The sequence below is a fragment of the Labrys sp. E2SS-1L genome (assembly GCF_057073705.1).
This window is the reverse complement of sequence record NZ_CP172712.1, coordinates 3,029,720-3,046,210: the sequence shown is the minus strand read 5'-3', so window position 1 is coordinate 3,046,210 and position 16,491 is coordinate 3,029,720. Positions and strand designations below refer to the sequence as shown.

The window sequence follows — 16,491 nt, the reverse complement described above, 5'->3', positions numbered from 1 at the left end:
ATTGCGCTGTAGTGCGACGTTCATCATCGTCCTCAACAGGAAATTGCCATGTCGAGCCTGGCCGAACTGCGCCCCGATGCCCTCGCTGCCCTCCATGGCGAACTGACGCGCGAATATGAGGCCTTGAAAGACCGCAAGCTCTCCCTCGACATGACGCGCGGCAAGCCGGCGCCCGAGCAGCTCGACCTCGCCGAAGGCATGCTCGCTTTGCCCGGCAATCGCGACCACCTCAGCGAGGCCGGCGAAGATACCCGCAACTATGGCGGCCTACAGGGCCTGGCCGAGGTGCGCAACCTGTTTGCCCCGGTGCTCGGCGCACCCGCCGCCCAGGTCATCGTCGGCAATAATTCCAGCCTGGCGCTGATGCATGACGTCCATGTCTATGCGCTGCTGCGCGGCGTCCCGGGGGGAACGAAGCCCTGGAGCAAGGAAGAGGAGATCGCCATCCTCTGCCCGGTGCCGGGCTATGATCGGCATTTCGCCCTGAGCGAATCCTTCGGCATCAAGCTCATCCCGGTGCCGCTCACCGGCGAAGGCCCCGACATGGACGAAGTCGAGCGCCTGGCTGCCGACCCGAAGGTCAAGGCGATCTGGTGCGTGCCGCAATATTCCAATCCGAGCGGCGAAACCTATTCGGATGCCGTGGTCGAACGCCTGGCGCGCATGAAGACGGGTGCCGCCGACTTCCGCATCCTGTGGGACAATGCCTATGCCCTGCACCATCTCGGCGAAACCAGGCCGCATCTTGCCAACATCCTGGAGGCCTGTGCAGCGGCGGGCCATCCCGACAGGCCGATCGTGTTCGCCTCGACCTCGAAGGTCACCATAGCCGGTGCGGGCCTCGCCTTCATCGCCGCCTCGCCCGCCAATGTGCGCTGGTATCTCGACAATGCGAGCAAGCGTACGATCGGGCCCGACAAGCTCAACCAATTGCGCCATGTCCGCTTCCTGCGCGACCTCGACGGCATTTATGCCCATATGGAAAAGCACCGCGCCTTGATAGGCCCGAAATTCGCGGCGGTGGAGGAGGCTTTCGAGCGTCGGCTCGCCAGCCACGGCTTCGCGCGCTGGACCAGGCCTGCCGGCGGCTATTTCATCATCCTGGACGTGATGGAGGGCACAGGCTCGCGTGTGGTGGCCCTCGCCAAGGCGGCCGGCCTGGCGCTTACCCCGGCAGGTTCCACGCACCCCTATGGCAAGGACCCCGAGGACCGGACCTTGCGTATCGCACCGACCTATCCGAGCCTCGCCGAGGTGAAGCTGGCCGCCGACGCCGTGGCGCTCTGCACCCTGTTGGCAGCGTGTGAAAAGCGTATGGCGGGCTAGGACTTCCTGGGACCGCCGGCATCCTGCCGGCCTCTTGGAACCGCTGCGCTTGCAGGAAAGGAAGAGCCGGCAGGATGCCGGCGGTCCCAGGATTACCGTCCCAATGCCAGCAGGCGCGAGGCGGCTTCCATTTCGCGCCAGCGCCAGGCTCGACGCTGTTGCGCCTCTTCGTCCTGGCCCCAGAGCTGGGCCTGATAGTCTTCGTCGACATGGGCCGCGGCCCAGGCGGCCTCGGGCTCCAGATAGCCTTCGGCCACTGCCAGCGCCAGAATGACAGAACCGGTCAGCGTGGTTATGGCATGGAGACTGGCCAACCCGAATTCATCATAACAGGCAACAGCCTTGGCAATGGCTGCCAACGCTTCCGGAGGCTGCTGCTTGTGCTGGATGCCATGCGTGACGATGAGCCTCGCGCCCAGACGGTCGGCCGCCCAGGCCAGCACGGGATCCCAGGCCTCGTTCTGGCGACGAACCAATTCCTCTGGTTGATCCACCCGATAACATAGGAGATCCGAGCCGCCATATTTGGAGATCTCGTCGATCACGGCCTGCCGCGAGGTGCGCACCCCGTCGATGGCGGAATTGGCGATGCGGGTGATCGGCATGGAGAAGGGGTCGATATGGCTCCCCTGCCCGTTCCACTCCGCTGCGGCCGCGGCGGCCATTTCAGGCTTGGAAAAGGCCAGCAGGGACTTGGCAGGCGTGCGGGCGACGCGCCCATCGAGCGCCACGGCATGCTGCCCGTCCTGCTCGACCACGTTCGCCTCGCTGTAGAAGCGCTTGGGCAGTTCGGGCTTCATGCCCTTCTGGGCGGCATGCATGGGATCAGGCGTGGCGCCATCGCGGAACCAGTCGCCGTAAAAATCACGATCGCTCATTGCGGCTCGGCCACCTTGAAAGCTTCGACCAACGGCAGCAATTGGCCGAAGTCGTCGATGATATGGTCCGCTCCCGCCTCGGTGAGGTCGGAAACCGGGTGATTGCCCCAGGAAACGCCGATGGTGCGCGCGCCGGCGCTGCGGCCCATCAGGATGTCGAAGCTGGTATCGCCGATCATGATGGCATCCTCGGGACGCAGACCTACCTCGCCAGCCCCCTGCACGATCATGCCGGGATGGGGCTTGGAGGGCGCGGTATCGGCAGTCTGGATGGTGGCAAACAGCCCTTCCCAGCCAAAGCTCTCGAGAATGCGGTCGACGCCGCGCCGTGACTTGCCGGTGGCCAGGCCCAGGATCACGTCGTCGCGCCGGCGCAGCTCGGCCACCGCCTCCGCCGCGCCCGGAAACAGCGGCGGCGCGAAGGCAGGATCGTTGACGCGGGCGAGGAAGGCTTCGCGATAGAAGCCGGCAGCCTTTTCGATGTCGTCGGCACTGGTGTCGTCGCCGAACAGGCGCTGGATTGCCGGCACCAGCGAGAGCCCGACGATGCTGAGCATCTCCGCACGCGGCAGCGGCGGGCGCCCCATGCCCTTGAAGGTCTCGACCAGGCAGGCATGGATCAGATGCTGGCTGTCGAGCAGCGTGCCGTCGACGTCGAACAGGACAAGTTTCACGTCTCAATCCTCCGGAGCATCGACGATGGGATCATAGGCCGAGGTATCGAAGCCCAGAATCTCGAAGCTCTGCTTCATATGCGGCGGCAAGGGTGCGGTGACGTCGAGCGTGCCGCCACGCGGATGCGGCAGGGTGATGCGGCGCGCATGGAGGTGCAGCTTCTTCGGCAATTCCTCGGGGATGTTCTCCATGGCTTCCCCATATTTCGGGTCGCCGATGATGGGATGGCCGATATGGGCGGTGTGGGCGCGCAGCTGATGGGTGCGGCCGGTCACCGGCTTGAGCGAGAGCCAGGACACCGAATTGGCGGCCCGGTCGACCAGCGAATAATAGGTGATCGAATGCACGGCCTCCTCGTCGCCATGCTTCATCACGCGCACCTTCTCCCCGTCCATGCCGAGCTGCTTGGACAGGAACAAGGAGATGCGGCCCTGCTTGGGTGCGGGCACGCCCTTTACCAGCGCCCAATAGATCTTGCGGGCCGAGCGGGTGCGGAAGATGGCGCCGAGATCGGAGGCCGCCTTGCGCGTCTTGGCCAGTACCAGCACGCCGGAGGTGTCGCGATCGAGACGGTGAACGAGACGGGGCTTCTCGCCATCCGGCCCGGCCAGGGCGGCCAGCATGCCGTCGACATGACGCTCGGTGCCGGAGCCGCCCTGCACGGACAGGCCATGCGGCTTGTTGATCACCAGCACGTCCCTGTCCTCGTGCAGGATCAGGGAGCGGATGAAATCGGCGTCCTTCTGGCTCTGCGCCGAGCGCTTGACGCCGGTGATCGCCGGATCGGAACGCGGCAGCGGCGGTACCCGGATGGACTGATCCTTGGCGAGGCGGTCATTGGTCTTCGCGCGCGCGCCATCGACCCGGATCTGGCCGGAGCGCAGCAATTTCTGCAAATGACCGAAAGCGAGGTCCGGGAAATGCGTCTTGAACCAGCGGTCGAGACGCATGCCGTCCTCATCGGCGGTGACGATACGGGTTTCGACCAGAAAGGACATCAAGGTTCCGACACGCGATTAAGGGATCGCGTCCCTATAAAGCAGCGCAGCGCCGCTGTCTGCCGGAAATCGCCCAAAGGTGCGTTGCTTGCCAGCCGAACGTGCGGCCGGGCCGACTTGCATGGGCAGCGGACCGGAACGGCGCCGCGCATGTCGTTGCTAAATATGGCGCGCATTGGCACAATCCCTTTTCAAAAGATGATTTGATGAAAGAATGTACCGAATGCGCATTGTGACATGTCTTCCGCTGTTGGCGCTTGCTGCATTCGCGCTCGGCAGCACGACTAACCAAGGAAATGCTGGTCAGACATCAAAACACAGGGCCCAATGCGCAGGGTTTGGCTTTCAAGAAGGTACGGATGCTTTCGCCAATTGCATGATGCAACTGTCGCTGCGGCAACAGCGCGACCAGCCCCCGGATCACGATACCGTCGTTCAGCGCTACAGAGACCTAAGTATGCGCCGACAGGGCGATGAGCGTTATCCCGTCTGCAGCGCCGCCAACATGGACGCCGAACTCGACACGTCGATCAACAAGTGGGTTGGCCCCAATTGCCAGTTGGCACCGGATTAGGACATCGTCCCATTGCGTCCGGCACCCGCGGGAGAAAGGTTCCGACCTGCCGTAACCGAACTCGATCCGGCTATCCAGAAGCCCCCTGTGCAACCGGCCAAGCGCTGGATTGCCGTGTCAAGCCAGCAAAGCTGAACGATACCCGGGTGAGCCGCAGTGCAGCTAGGCTCCGGCTTCCAGGCCCTCGATGCCCGGCAATCCTTCACAGCAATCGGCCACGAAGAAATTCACGAAGGCGCTGGCCTTACTGGCGGCGATGCGGCAGCGCTGTACCCGGCCCTGCCGCTCTTGCGTCATCAGGCCCACGGCCAATAATTGCGCGATATGATGGGCCAGGGTCGATTTGGGAATACCGAGTTCCCTCTGGATGTCGCCGACGGCAAGGCCATCATCCCCAGCCTTGATCAGCAGCTGGAAAATCTGAAGCCTGTGCGGGTGGCCGAGCTCAGCCAAGCACCGCGCCGCATCGTCAAACGCCATATCCGCCAGCGCCATTGTGTTTTCGTGCGCCTCCAAAATGCTTCAGGACCGTCCAGGAATCGGCGAGAGAACGCCGCCGTCTTTGCCAGAAAGGATCGGCCCGGTCGAAAATTTTTTCAATATCGCTTCTCTCGATACCAATATCCCGCAATACCCGGTCACTCAGCCCATCGAAGTACTCGATATTGGCACGGCGCTGGCGCTCCGCAAGCAAATCTCCGAGAATGTCCTTGATCCAGCCAAACATGGTCGCCTCCTGAATAGAACCATAGTTCCAGAAATGTAGTCCTATTTTTTGAATTTTCAAGGAGGCTGCAATGAAGCAAAGCGACGACAGGGCGATACGCGCCAGCGGCGGCTGCCTGTGCGGGTCGATACGGTATGTCGTGCGCGGCGCGCTGGCGGACGTGAAGGCCTGCCATTGTCTGATATGCCGGCGTCTACACGGCCATTGCTGCGCCTATACGGCCTGCGATGCCGCCGATCTCGAGATCCTGCCTTCCACGCGGCTGCGCTGGCATCGCGCGTCGCCAATGGCCCGGCGCGGCTTCTGCTCCAAATGTGGAGCGCAGCTTTTTTCGTTCGGCAGCGGACGCAGTCATGTTTCCATCATGGCTTCGAGCATTGACGAACCCACAAGGCTCAGGCTGGTCAAGCATGTCTGCGTGAACCAGAAGGGCGATTATTACGAACTTGCCGATGGCTTGCCCCAGGAGGGCGGGCGAGATCCGCAAAGCAGGTGTTGAGAATAGCGCGCCCCTGCCGCCTCAGGTCTGACGACGAGCGACACCAAAGGAAAGTTGACGATGCCGACGAGCCAGGAACGTCCCATACGAGCGACAGGCGGCTGCCTGTGCGGATCGGTGCGCTATACCATCCGTGGCGCCGTGCGTGACGTCTGGGCTTGCCACTGCATCCTGTGCCGGCGGCTGCACAGCCATTTCGGGGCCTATGCGGCCTGTGACCCTGCCGATCTCGAAATCGCGCCGACCAACAAGCTGCGCTGGTATCGATCATCGCCGACGGCGCGTCGCGGTTTCTGCTCCAAATGCGGCGCCCAGATCTTCTGGGACGGCAAGGGCAGCGACCACATCTCCATTGCGGCGGGAACGCTCAACGAACCGACCGGCCTCAAACTGATCAAGCATATCTGCGTGAATCAGAAGGGCGACTATTACGAGATTGCTGATGGCTTGCCGCAGGCGGGGCAAGAGCCCGATCGTCTATGAACGGATCGGCGCACCGGCCTTGAGGGCGTCGCCCAGCACATCGCCAATGCGCCTCGCGGCACTCGTCAGGACGTCCGGCTCGAATCCCGAGAAGCCGAGCACGAGGCCCTGACGAGCCGGCGCATCCACATACATCGGCGACAAGGCCCGCGCCCCGACGCCTTCGGCAAGCAGGCTGCGGACCAGATCGCGATCACCGGCCGAAGCAGCCAAAGCCGCCACCAGATGAAGTCCATGCTCCGGCACGGCAAAGTCGAGCATACCGTCGCAGTGACGGCGGAGTGCCGTAACGAACTCGTCCCGCGCGGCCCGCACGCGCCGCCGGGCCCGGCGCAGATGGGCTGCGAAATGGCCATCGTTGAGGAAATCGGCCGCGGCCCCCTGCACGAGGCTAGGTGGCTGCCTGTCGGACAGGGTCCTCAGGCGCAGCACCCTGTCGAGCAAGGCCTCCGGCAGCACCGCATAGCCGATACGGATACCCGGAAACAGGACCTTGGAGAACGTGCCGAGATAGACGACCCGACCGGCGCCATCCATACCCTGCAAGGCGGTGAGCGGCGGGCCCGAGAAGCGGAATTCGCTGTCATAGTCGTCTTCGATGATCCAGGCATCGTTGCGATCAGCCCAGTCGATCAGAGCCAGGCGGCGGCGCATGGTCATGGTGACGCCGAGCGGAAACTGATGCGAGGGCGTGACGTAGACGAGCCGCCCGCCGCCCCCGAGATTCTCGCCTCCGGCGGCGTCGATCCCCTCCCCGTCGATGGGCACGCCGATCAGCTTGGCGCCCGCGGCTTCCAGCGTGGCCCTGGCCAGCGGATAGCACGGATCCTCGATCCAGGCGACGTCACCCGGCTTGAGAACGGTGCGCACGACGAGATCGAGCCCATGCATGGTGCCGGTGGTGACGACGATCTGCTCGGCATCGCAACGCACGCCCCGCGCCGCCCGCAGATAGGCCGCAATGGCTTCCCGCAACTTGTTCCCGCCGCGCGGATCGCCATAGCGAAAATGTTCCGGTCCCGGCTGGGCGAGATTTCGGGAGAGCAAGCCGCGAAAGACACGCATGGTCTTGCCGTCGATGCTGGCCACGCCCAGTTCGCAAGGCAGGGCCGGCGAGGCCGAAACCTGCCCAGGCTGGCTGGCAGCTCGCTCCGAGACTTTCGGTACCTGTGCCGCCACGAAGGTACCCGCTCCGATGCGTGCCTCGACGAAGCCGTCGGCAACGAGCATCTCGAAGGCGGCAACGGCAGCGGCTCGCGACAGGCCGAGGCGCTTGGCGAGGTCACGCGTCGTCGGCAGCTTGGCGCCCGGTCGTGCCAGTCCGGTCTCGATTAGTCTACGCATGGCAATATAGAGCTCGCGCCTGCGCGGACCCCACCCCGGCAAGACGGGCATCAGGGTCGACCAATCCGGCAAATTGGTTCGAATTTTTTTAGCCAAATTGGATCTTTCCTGAACCAATACGATGACGCACCCTGCGCATCTTCATCGTTGAAAGCAAGGCACCATGAAAGAACAGGAAGCAACAAAGGAGCGTTTCGCCGTCACCGGGCGCAACCGATTGAAGCGGCGGCACGATCGTGGCCGCTATGACCATGAGGCCGTCTATGCCGTGCTCGATGCCGGTCTCCTGTGCCATGTCGCCTATGTCATCGATGGGCAGCCCTATTGCACACCCACCATTCACTGGCGCGCGGGCGATTGGCTCTATTGGCACGGCTCCTCGGCCAGCCGCATGCTGCGCAATCTCAAGGGCGGTACGCCGGTCTGCCTGACGGTCTCGCATCTCGACGGCTTGGTGCTGGCGCGCAGCGGCTTCAATCATTCGGCCAATTACCGCTCGGCGATCTGCTTCGGCACCGCCCGCATGATCGACGACCCAGATGAGAAGGCGAAGGCGCTGCTCGGTGTGGTCGATCGCTTTTTTCCCGGCCGAGCCGCGGAGCTGCGCCAGACCCATGCGCAGGAATCGAAGGCAACCACGGTGATCGGCATGCGCATCGAGGAGGCCTCGGCCAAGGTGCGCGCCGCCGGCGTCGGTGACGACGAAGAGGATTACGGCCATCCGGTCTGGGCCGGCGTCTTCCCTGTCCAGACGGTTATCGGCGCCAGCGAGGCCTGCCCGCGCCTGCTGCCGGGCATGGCAAAGGGCGCCGGCCTGGCAGGTTATCTGGCCGGCCGACGACTCGACGAAGCCTTGCTTGAAGCGCAACACCTCTATGAAGGTGAAGAGGAAGTAGCAGAATTGGCAGACTGAGCGACCGATCCGGGATCGCAGGTGTCTCGCCTGCCCTTGGAAACGTCGCGTGTTGAGGAGAGGAAGGTGCCGGCGGGGCGCCTGCGGCCCAGGAAGGCTAGCCTTCCCCCCGCTCCCGCCGGATCTTGTCCCAATACTCCAGCCGCTTGCGGATCTCGCGCTCGAAGCCGCGCTCGACCGGCTCGTAGAACTGGCGCCGCCCCAAAGCATCCGGGAAATAGTTCTGGCCCGAAAAGGCTTCGAGCTCGTCATGGTCGTAGCGATAGCCCTGGCCGTAGCTCTCGGCCTGCATCAGCTTGGTCGGCGCGTTGAGGATGATCTTGGGCGGCATCAGCGAGCCCCCTTCCTTGGCAAGGCGCATCGCCGCCTTGTAGGCACTATAGGCCGCATTCGACTTCGGGGCCGTCGCCACATAGATCACGGCTTGGGCGATGGCGAGTTCGCCCTCCGGGCTGCCGAGGAAATCATAGGCATCCTTGGCGGCATTGGCGACCACCAGCGCCTGCGGATCGGCGAGGCCGATATCCTCCACCGCCATGCGCACCACCCGCCGCGCAATGAACAGCGGATCCTCGCCGGCATCGAACATGCGCGCGAGATAATAGAGCGCCGCGTCGGGATCGGAACCGCGCACCGATTTGTGCAGGGCCGAGATCAGATTGTAGTGGCCATCGGCCGACTTGTCATAGATCGGGGCCCGGCGCTGCAGCACCTGCTGTAGCTTGGCCGCTGTGAAGACCTCGCCGGGCTTGGCCGCGCGCCAGGCTTCCTCGGCCAGGGTCAAGCTGGCCCTGCCGTCGCCGTCGGCCATGCGCACCAGCACCGCCCTCGCCTCCTCGTCGAGAGGCAGCTTCCTGCCCTCGACTTCCTCGGCATGGGTGAGGAGACTCAAGATCGCCGCCTCATCCAGGGCATTGAACACCATCACCCGGGCCCGCGACAGCAAGGCCGCGTTGAGCTCGAAGGATGGGTTTTCGGTGGTGGCGCCCACCAGCGTCACGGTGCCGTCCTCCATCACCGGCAGGAAGCCATCCTGCTGGGCCCGGTTGAAGCGATGGATCTCGTCGACGAAAAGCAGCGTGCCGCGCCCCATCATCCGCCGCGAGCGCGCCGCCTCGAACACCTTCTTCAGGTCGGCGACGCCGGTGAAGATCGCCGAGATCTGTTCGAAGGCGAGATCGGTCTCGCCAGCCAGCAGGCGTGCCACCGTGGTCTTGCCGGTGCCGGGCGGGCCCCAGAAGATCAGGCTGCCGACCGAGCCCGACGCCAGCAGACGCGTAAGCGCGCCCTCGGCACCGACGAGATGATCCTGCCCCGCCACCTCGGAGAGGTGCTTGGGGCGCATCCTGTCGGCCAGCGGCCGTGGCGCGCCCTTCTCCAGTCCCGCTGCCGCAAACAGGTCCGACATCATCCCCCCAGGATCGTCGAGATTTGCTGGCCATCCCTGACGATGGTGATGCGCCACAACCGTCGCGGTTCCTGCACCAAGGCGTCCAACGCCTTGGCATCATCGACCTTCTGGCCGTTGATGACCTGGATCACGTCCTTCTTCTGAAAGCCGAAATTGGCCGCGGCGCTGTCGTCCTCGACATTGGTGACCACCACGCCGTTGGTGTCGAGCGGCATGCCCAGGGTCTCAGCCATGGCCGGCGAGAGATTGGCGACCGTGGCGCCGCTGAGCGGCGAGCGGCCCTGCAGCACGGTCTCGTCCCGTGGCGTGGTCTCGGGCGCAGCCGCAAGCTTGACCGAAACCTTCAGCCGCTCGCCCTTGCGCAACACATCGAGCTGCGCCTCGCCCCCCAGGGGCTTGGTCGCGAAGCGATAGCCAAACTCGTCGGGATCGGAAACGGCAGCGCCGTCGACGGCCAGCACGACATCGCCGGTCTGCAGACCCCCCTCGGCAGCCGGCCCGTTCTTGGCGACCTCGGTCACCAGGGCGCCGCTCGGCCGCTCCATCGATAGCGACTCGGCGATCTCGGACGAAACGCTCTGCATGCTGGCGCCGATCCAGGGGCGCAAGACCCGGTCGGAACCGGCCTGCGCAGAGGCCACCACCACCTTGACCATGGCGGCGGGGATTGCAAAGCCGATGCCGATATTGCCGCCCGAACGCGAGACGATCGCCGTGTTGATGCCCACCAGCTTGCCGTTGAGATCGACCAGCGCGCCACCGGAATTACCCGGATTGATGGCGGCATCGGTCTGGATGAAGGACTGGAAGTCCGACTGGCCGACCTGGCTGCGCGCCAGCGCCGACACGATGCCTGAAGTCACGGTCTGGCCGACGCCGAAGGGGTCGCCGACGGCGAGCACCAGATCTCCCACCTGCACCTTGTCGGAATCGGCGAAATCGAGGGTGGCGAGGTCACCCTTCACCCCCTTGAGGCGGAGCACGGCGAGGTCGGCGCGCTGGTCCTTGAGGATGATGTCCGCATCGAATTCCCGTTTGTCGGACAGGGCGACACGGACCTGCGTGGCATTGGCGATCACGTGATAATTGGTGACGATCATGCCGTCCTTGGCGACGATCACGCCCGAGCCGAGCGAGCGCTCCACCCGCTCGCGCGGCGCCGCTCCGCCGCCGAAGAACTGGCGGAAGAAGGGATCGTTGAACATCGGATTGGCCTGCGCCTTCTCCACATGCTGGGCATAGACGTTGACCACCGCCGCCGTGACGCTCTTCACGACCGGGGCGAAGGACAGCTTCACCTGTGCCGCGCTTTCGGGAACGACGCTATCCTGGGCTTGCGCCGGCACGAGGCCCGCCAGAAGCACGAAAGCGGCATAGGACAGTCGACGCATGGATGAACTCCGAGTGGTACGGCTTGATCGGTTTCGCAGACCCTTCTGGACCAGATCATGCGCAAAGCCAATGGTACAAATGTGGTCGTCTGGAGCGCGGACTTCCAGTCTGCCTTGCAAAAACGAAAAAGGGGCGGCGCTTGCGCACCGCCCCTTCAAATTCTGGATCCGCGATCGAACGATCAGGCCGCTTCGGCCTGGTCCTCGGCGACCGGACCGGAGTCCTGGCCCTTGGCCGACACGTCGCGATCGACGAACTCAATCACGCCGATCGGCGCGGAATCGCCATGGCGGAAGCCGGCCTTCAGCACGCGGGTGTAGCCACCCTGGCGGTCCTTGTAGCGGGTCGCCAGCACGTCGAAGAGCTTCCGGACGATGGTCTCGTCCTGAAGCGTCGCAATGGCCTGGCGGCGGGCATGCAGGTCGCCACGCTTGCCGAGGGTAACCAGCTTCTCGACGATCGGACGCAGGTCCTTGGCCTTGGGAAGCGTGGTGACGATCTGCTCATGCTTGATGAGCGAAGCCGCCATGTTCTCGAACATCGCCTTGCGATGTTCGGCGGTACGGTTGAATTTGCGGTGAGCCTTGCCGTGACGCATTGCCCTGTTCCTTCAAGTTTGGCAGCGCGATGCGCCAGATCAATAATGTTCTTCGAAGCGCTTGGCGAGCTCTTCGATGTTTTCCGGCGGCCAGCCGGGCACTTCCATGCCCAGATGAAGACCCATCTGAGCCAGCACTTCCTTGATCTCGTTCAAGGACTTGCGGCCGAAGTTCGGCGTACGGAGCATTTCCGCTTCCGTCTTCTGGATCAGATCGCCGATATAGACGATGTTGTCGTTCTTCAGGCAGTTTGCCGAACGGACCGACAGTTCCAGCTCGTCCACCTTCTTGAGCAGCGCCGGGTTGAAGGCGAGCTCCGGAATGGCCGGGGCCTCGGATTCCTTCTTCGGCTCCTCGAAGTTGACGAAGACTTCGAGCTGGTCCTGGATGATGCGGGCCGCGAAGGCCAACGCGTCTTCCGGGGTGATCGAGCCATTGGTCTCGACCGTCAGCGTCAGCTTGTCATAGTCGAGGATCTGGCCTTCACGGGTGTTTTCCACCTTGAAAGCCACCTTCTTCACCGGCGAATAAAGGCTGTCGACCGGAATGAGACCGATCGGGGCATCCTCGGGCCGGTTGCGGTCAGCCGCCACATAGCCCTTGCCGGTGTTGACCGTGAACTCCATGCGGATCTCGGCACCCTCGTCCAGCGTGCACAGCACGTGCTCGGGATTGAGGATTTGGATGTCGCCGGTGGTCTGGATGTCGCCAGCGAAGACCTGTCCCGGACCCTGCTTCTTCAGCACGATCCGCTTGGGTCCCTCGGCCGCCATCTTGACGGCAATTTCCTTGATGTTGAGGACGATATCGGTCACGTCCTCACGCACGCCGGGGATCGACGAGAACTCGTGCAACACGCCATCGATATGCACCGACGTCACGGCCGCGCCCTGCAGGGACGACAGCAAAACGCGGCGCAGCGCATTGCCCAAAGTCACGCCAAAGCCACGCTCCAGCGGCTCGGCAACGGCGGTTGCCTGGCTCTTCGGATCTTCTCCCGGAGTCACTTCGAGCTTTTGGGGCTTGATAAGTTCCTGCCAGTTCTTCTGAATCACGACGACACCCTTCAATCGGTCTCGGTGCGGCCAACAAGCCCGGCACGCTCGAATAGCGGCCGGGCCATCTCAAATCGCGGAATTAGACGCGACGACGCTTACGCGGGCGGCAACCATTATGCGGAATTGGCGTCACGTCGCGGATCGACGTGATCGTGAAGCCCGACGCCTGCAAGGCGCGCAGAGCCGATTCACGACCCGAACCCGGACCAGAAACTTCAACTTCCAGCGTACGCATGCCATGCTCGCTGGCCTTGCGGCCGGCGTCTTCAGCGGCCATCTGCGCGGCATAGGGGGTCGACTTACGCGAACCCTTGAAACCCATCGTGCCCGACGAGGACCAGGCAATGGTGTTGCCCTGGGCGTCGGTGATGGTGATCATGGTGTTGTTGAAGCTCGAATTGACGTGAGCAACGCCAGAAACGATATTCTTGCGCTCGCGACGGCGAACGCGACCAGTGGCTTCTTTTGCCATAGTATGGATCCTTCAAGCGCGCCCGTGGTACCAGGCGCTCGGGATTGAATGAAAACGAATTACTTCTTCTTGCCGGCGATCGGCTTTGCCTTGCCCTTGCGGGTACGGGCATTGGTATGCGTGCGCTGGCCACGAACGGGCAAGCTGCGACGATGACGCAGACCGCGATAGCAGCCCAGATCCATCAGACGCTTGATGTTCATCGCGACGTCGCGACGAAGATCACCTTCCACGATGTAATCGCGGTCGATAGTTTCGCGGATCTGCAGGACTTCCTGGTCCGACAGCTGGTGGACACGGCGCTCAGGCGCAATGCCGACCTTGGCAACGATCTCCTTGGCTTTGGCGGGGCCAATGCCGTGGATATATTGCAGCGCGATTTCGACACGCTTGGCAGTGGGAATGTTGACACCAGCGATGCGGGCCACGTTCCGGTCTCCAAATCTTTGATCCGGCGTAGGGCCGAATATCAGTTCAATCATCGCCGGCGAACCGGCAGCGCAAAAACGAGCCGTTCGCTCTGACCGAGCGATCGACCCGCGCGTCTTTGACGTGAGAGCCGTCTTCTAGAGATTCTCTGCGAAGACGTCAACTCGTAAAGACAAACTTCATGCATATCGCCTCACGGCGTATGCGGGTGGCGAATCAGACCGAGACCGCCGCCAGTGTGGTGTCGATCTCGCGAGTGACCTCGTCGATCGACTTCATCGCGTCGATGGGGCGAAGATCGCCGCTCTTGCGATAATAGTCAGACAGCGGTGCCGTCTGGGCGCGGTAGGCTTCAAGACGGGTCTTGAAGGCTTCCGCATTGTCGTCCGGCCGCACCTTCTCGCCGCGGGCAACCGTATCGGCGGCGCGCTTCTCGATGCGCGACAGCAGCACGGATTCGTCGACGACGAACTCGATCACGGCGTCAAGGCGCAGGCCTTTCTCCGCCAGCATCCGGTCGAGGGCCGAGGCCTGTGCCACGGTGCGCGGGAAACCGTCGAGGATGAAGCCATTGGCCGCATCCTTTTCCTCGATGCGATCGGCGACGATACCGACGACGATGTCGTCCGAAACCAGCCCACCGGAATCCATGACGGCCTTGGCCTTCAACCCGACCGGCGTGCCGGCCTGCACGGCCGCACGCAGCATGTCACCCGTCGAGAGCTGCGGAATGCCGTGCTTCTCCGCCAGCCTGACAGCCTGGGTCCCCTTGCCCGCCCCCGGCGGTCCCAGCAGAATGAGCTTCATCAGCGACGGCTCCCCCTCAGCTTGGTCTTGCGTACCAGCCCTTCATACTGATGGGCAAGCAGATGGCCATGAACCTGGGCCAGCGTGTCCATCGAGACGCTCACCGTGATGAGCAGCGACGTACCGCCCAGCACGAAGGGAATCGAGGGAACCATATAATTCTGAATTTCCGGGACCATGCAAACCAGGGCGATATAAATCGCACCGACCACGGTGATGCGCGTGAGCACATAGTCGATGAACTTGGCGGTGTTCTCGCCCGGACGGATGCCCGGAATGAAGCCGCCATGCTTCTTGAGATTGTCGGCCGTCTCGGTCGGATTGAACACGATGGCCGTATAGAAGAAGCAGAAGAACACGATCAACAGGGCGTAGAGCACCATGAACAGCGGCTTGCCGTGGTTCAGGTAGATCGAGACATTCGCCAGCCAGGAATTGGGGTTGCCCTGCGCCACGAAGGCAGCAGCCGTGGTCGGCAGCAACAGCAGCGACGAAGCGAAGATCGGCGGAATCACGCCCGAGGTGTTCAGCTTCAGCGGCAGATGCGAGGACTGGCCCTCATAGAGCCGGTTGCCGACCTGGCGCTTGGGATACTGAATCAGCAGACGACGCTGCGCGCGCTCGAAGAAGACGATGGCCAGTACGACGGCAACGGCGACAGCGACCGAAACCAGCAGCGTCACCGGCGACATGCCGCCGGTCCGCGCCAGGTCGAGCATCTGACCCAGATGCGCCGGGAACTCGGCGACGATACCTGCCTGGATGATCAGAGAGGTACCGTTGCCAATGCCGCGCGAGGTGATCTGCTCGCCCAGCCACAGCAGGAACATGGTGCCGCCGACCAGCGTGATCGTGGTCGAAATCTTGAAGAACAGTCCGGGCGCGAGCACGATGCCCCCCTGCCCGCCCTCGAGCCCGATGGCAATGCCCCAGGCCTGCGCAGTCGCCAGCACCACCGTGAGGTAGCGCGTATACTGGTTCATGATCTTGCGGCCCTGCTCACCCTCTTTCTTGAGAGCCTCAAGCTGGGGCACCACCGTCGTCAAAAGCTGGATGATGATCGAAGCGGAGATATAGGGCATGATGGCGAGCGCAAAGATCGCCATGCGCGAAACGGCGCCGCCCGAGAACATGTTGAAGAGGCCGAGAATACCGCCGGCCTGGCCGTCGAAGGCAGACTTATAGGCTTCGGGATTGATTCCGGGCAGCGGGATATAGGTTCCCAGCCGATAGATGACCAACGCACCAAGCGTAAACCAGATACGCTTCTTGAGTTCGTCAGCCTTGGAGAACGAACTCCAATTGATGCTCGCAGCAAGCTGCTCCGCCGCCGATGCCATGTGGTGCTCCGCCGTGTCGAAAGCGCGCCAAAAAAGGTGCGGCCCGCCAGACGAGGCGAGCCGCTCTCATATAGGATCAGGCTTCCGCCTTTGCCACAGCCTTCAGCACCTTGACGGAACCGCCGGCCTTTTCGACCGCGGCCACGGCGCTCTTGGTCGCACCGGCGACCTCGAAGGCGAGCTTGGCCTTGATCTCGCCGCGGCCGAGCAGGCGAACGCCATCCAGGACGCGACGGATCACGCCAGCCTGCACCAGGGCTTCGGCGGTGACCGGAGCCTTGGCGTCGAGCTTGCCGGCGTCGACGGCGACCTGGATACGGTCGAGGTTCACCTCGGCGAAGTCCAGGGCGAAGATGTTGTTGAAGCCACGCTTGGGCAGGCGGCGATGCAGCGGCATCTGACCACCTTCGAAGCCCTTGATGGCGACGCCGGTGCGCGAGGTCTGACCCTTGACGCCACGGCCGCCGGTCTTGCCCTTGCCAGAGCCGATACCGCGTCCGACGCGGATACGAGCCTTGGTAGCGCCTTCATTGTCGCGAAGATCGTTGAGTTTCATCGTCGCGTCT

Annotated in this window: 20 protein-coding genes; 5 read left to right on the top strand and 15 right to left on the bottom strand. The window is 63.4% G+C overall.

All coding sequences use genetic code 11. The features are described from left to right. Positions 1-48 precede the first annotated feature (48 nt). Positions 49-1,326 (top strand): aspartate aminotransferase type Ic, encoded by a 1,278-nt coding sequence (locus ACIGJE_RS14065; protein ID WP_483677730.1) that lies wholly within the window; start codon positions 49-51, stop codon positions 1,324-1,326. Positions 1,327-1,418: 92 nt separating this feature from the next. Here ACIGJE_RS14065 and ACIGJE_RS14060 read toward each other — a convergent pair whose 3' ends face one another. From ACIGJE_RS14060 to ACIGJE_RS14050, 3 genes are read right to left on the bottom strand one after another with little or no spacing between them, the layout of a single operon-like run. Next, positions 1,419-2,204 carry an ATP12 family chaperone protein gene (locus ACIGJE_RS14060; RefSeq protein WP_311934471.1) on the bottom strand — a complete coding sequence of 262 codons (786 nt, stop codon included), beginning with the start codon at positions 2,202-2,204 and terminating at the stop codon, positions 1,419-1,421. Next, on the bottom strand, positions 2,201-2,878 hold the full coding sequence (locus tag ACIGJE_RS14055; protein WP_483677728.1) for an HAD-IA family hydrolase: 678 nt from the start codon (positions 2,876-2,878) through the stop codon (positions 2,201-2,203). The genes ACIGJE_RS14060 and ACIGJE_RS14055 overlap by 4 nt, the downstream gene beginning before the upstream one ends. A 3-nt stretch (positions 2,879-2,881) precedes the next feature. Further along, positions 2,882-3,877 carry an RluA family pseudouridine synthase gene (locus ACIGJE_RS14050; RefSeq protein WP_311934469.1) on the bottom strand — a complete coding sequence of 332 codons (996 nt, stop codon included), beginning with the start codon at positions 3,875-3,877 and terminating at the stop codon, positions 2,882-2,884. 223 nt (positions 3,878-4,100) lie between these two features. On the opposite strand from ACIGJE_RS14050, the gene ACIGJE_RS14045 reads away from it, so the two are divergent. Next, the gene (locus tag ACIGJE_RS14045; protein WP_367625748.1) at positions 4,101-4,451 is read left to right on the top strand and encodes a hypothetical protein; all 351 of its coding nucleotides are present in this window, start codon (positions 4,101-4,103) and stop codon (positions 4,449-4,451) included. Positions 4,452-4,613: 162 nt separating this feature from the next. On the opposite strand, the gene ACIGJE_RS14040 is transcribed toward ACIGJE_RS14045, so the two are convergent. Then, positions 4,614-4,946: an ArsR/SmtB family transcription factor gene (locus ACIGJE_RS14040; RefSeq protein WP_415086374.1), complete on the bottom strand. Its 333-nt coding sequence runs from the start codon at positions 4,944-4,946 to the stop codon at positions 4,614-4,616. After that, positions 4,921-5,178, bottom strand: coding sequence for a YjiS-like domain-containing protein (locus ACIGJE_RS14035; RefSeq protein ID WP_311934466.1), 258 nt, complete (start codon positions 5,176-5,178; stop codon positions 4,921-4,923). The genes ACIGJE_RS14040 and ACIGJE_RS14035 overlap by 26 nt, the downstream gene beginning before the upstream one ends. Before the next feature lie 70 nt (positions 5,179-5,248). Between ACIGJE_RS14035 and ACIGJE_RS14030 the strand changes: the two genes are divergently transcribed. Both ACIGJE_RS14030 and ACIGJE_RS14025 read left to right on the top strand, forming a co-directional pair. Then, complete coding sequence (locus ACIGJE_RS14030; protein WP_367625746.1) at positions 5,249-5,677, top strand: GFA family protein; 429 nt, start codon at positions 5,249-5,251, stop codon at positions 5,675-5,677. A 60-nt stretch (positions 5,678-5,737) separates the two neighbouring features. Beyond that, positions 5,738-6,160, top strand: a complete 423-nt coding sequence (locus ACIGJE_RS14025; RefSeq protein ID WP_311934464.1) for a GFA family protein — start codon at positions 5,738-5,740, stop codon at positions 6,158-6,160. Here ACIGJE_RS14025 and pdxR read toward each other — a convergent pair. Continuing rightward, the gene (gene pdxR / locus ACIGJE_RS14020) at positions 6,155-7,555 is read right to left on the bottom strand and encodes a MocR-like pyridoxine biosynthesis transcription factor PdxR (RefSeq protein ID WP_483677724.1); all 1,401 of its coding nucleotides are present in this window, start codon (positions 7,553-7,555) and stop codon (positions 6,155-6,157) included. The genes ACIGJE_RS14025 and pdxR overlap by 6 nt on opposite strands. A 112-nt stretch (positions 7,556-7,667) precedes the next feature. Here pdxR and ACIGJE_RS14015 point away from each other — a divergent pair, with 112 nt between their 5' ends. After that, on the top strand, positions 7,668-8,417 hold the full coding sequence (locus tag ACIGJE_RS14015) for a pyridoxamine 5'-phosphate oxidase family protein (protein WP_367625744.1): 750 nt from the start codon (positions 7,668-7,670) through the stop codon (positions 8,415-8,417). A 97-nt stretch (positions 8,418-8,514) separates the two neighbouring features. On the opposite strand, the gene ACIGJE_RS14010 is transcribed toward ACIGJE_RS14015, so the two are convergent. The 9 genes from ACIGJE_RS14010 to rplO form a co-directional block, all read right to left on the bottom strand. After that, the gene (locus ACIGJE_RS14010) at positions 8,515-9,825 is read right to left on the bottom strand and encodes a replication-associated recombination protein A (RefSeq protein WP_483680249.1); all 1,311 of its coding nucleotides are present in this window, start codon (positions 9,823-9,825) and stop codon (positions 8,515-8,517) included. Further along, positions 9,825-11,219 carry a Do family serine endopeptidase gene (locus ACIGJE_RS14005; RefSeq protein ID WP_311934458.1) on the bottom strand — a complete coding sequence of 465 codons (1,395 nt, stop codon included), beginning with the start codon at positions 11,217-11,219 and terminating at the stop codon, positions 9,825-9,827. Before ACIGJE_RS14005 ends, ACIGJE_RS14010 begins: the two co-directional genes overlap by 1 nt. Positions 11,220-11,401: 182 nt before the next feature. After that, entirely contained in the window at positions 11,402-11,818 is a 417-nt protein-coding gene (gene rplQ, locus ACIGJE_RS14000; protein WP_068292128.1) for a 50S ribosomal protein L17, read from the bottom strand. A 39-nt stretch (positions 11,819-11,857) separates the two neighbouring features. Further along, positions 11,858-12,889, bottom strand: coding sequence for a DNA-directed RNA polymerase subunit alpha (locus ACIGJE_RS13995; protein ID WP_209430830.1), 1,032 nt, complete (start codon positions 12,887-12,889; stop codon positions 11,858-11,860). A 67-nt stretch (positions 12,890-12,956) separates the two neighbouring features. After that, entirely contained in the window at positions 12,957-13,349 is a 393-nt protein-coding gene (rpsK, locus tag ACIGJE_RS13990) for a 30S ribosomal protein S11 (RefSeq protein ID WP_105862638.1), read from the bottom strand. Positions 13,350-13,408: 59 nt separating this feature from the next. Next, positions 13,409-13,777 (bottom strand): 30S ribosomal protein S13, encoded by a 369-nt coding sequence (rpsM, locus tag ACIGJE_RS13985; protein ID WP_068292123.1) that lies wholly within the window; start codon positions 13,775-13,777, stop codon positions 13,409-13,411. Between the two features lie 217 nt (positions 13,778-13,994). Then, complete coding sequence (locus ACIGJE_RS13980; protein ID WP_311934457.1) at positions 13,995-14,585, bottom strand: adenylate kinase; 591 nt, start codon at positions 14,583-14,585, stop codon at positions 13,995-13,997. Beyond that, a complete protein-coding gene (secY, locus tag ACIGJE_RS13975; protein WP_068292114.1) occupies positions 14,585-15,925 on the bottom strand; it encodes a preprotein translocase subunit SecY in 1,341 nt (446 codons plus the stop codon). Before secY ends, ACIGJE_RS13980 begins: the two co-directional genes overlap by 1 nt. A 76-nt stretch (positions 15,926-16,001) precedes the next feature. Next, the gene (rplO, locus tag ACIGJE_RS13970) at positions 16,002-16,481 is read right to left on the bottom strand and encodes a 50S ribosomal protein L15 (RefSeq protein ID WP_068292112.1); all 480 of its coding nucleotides are present in this window, start codon (positions 16,479-16,481) and stop codon (positions 16,002-16,004) included. Positions 16,482-16,491: the final 10 nt, after the last annotated feature.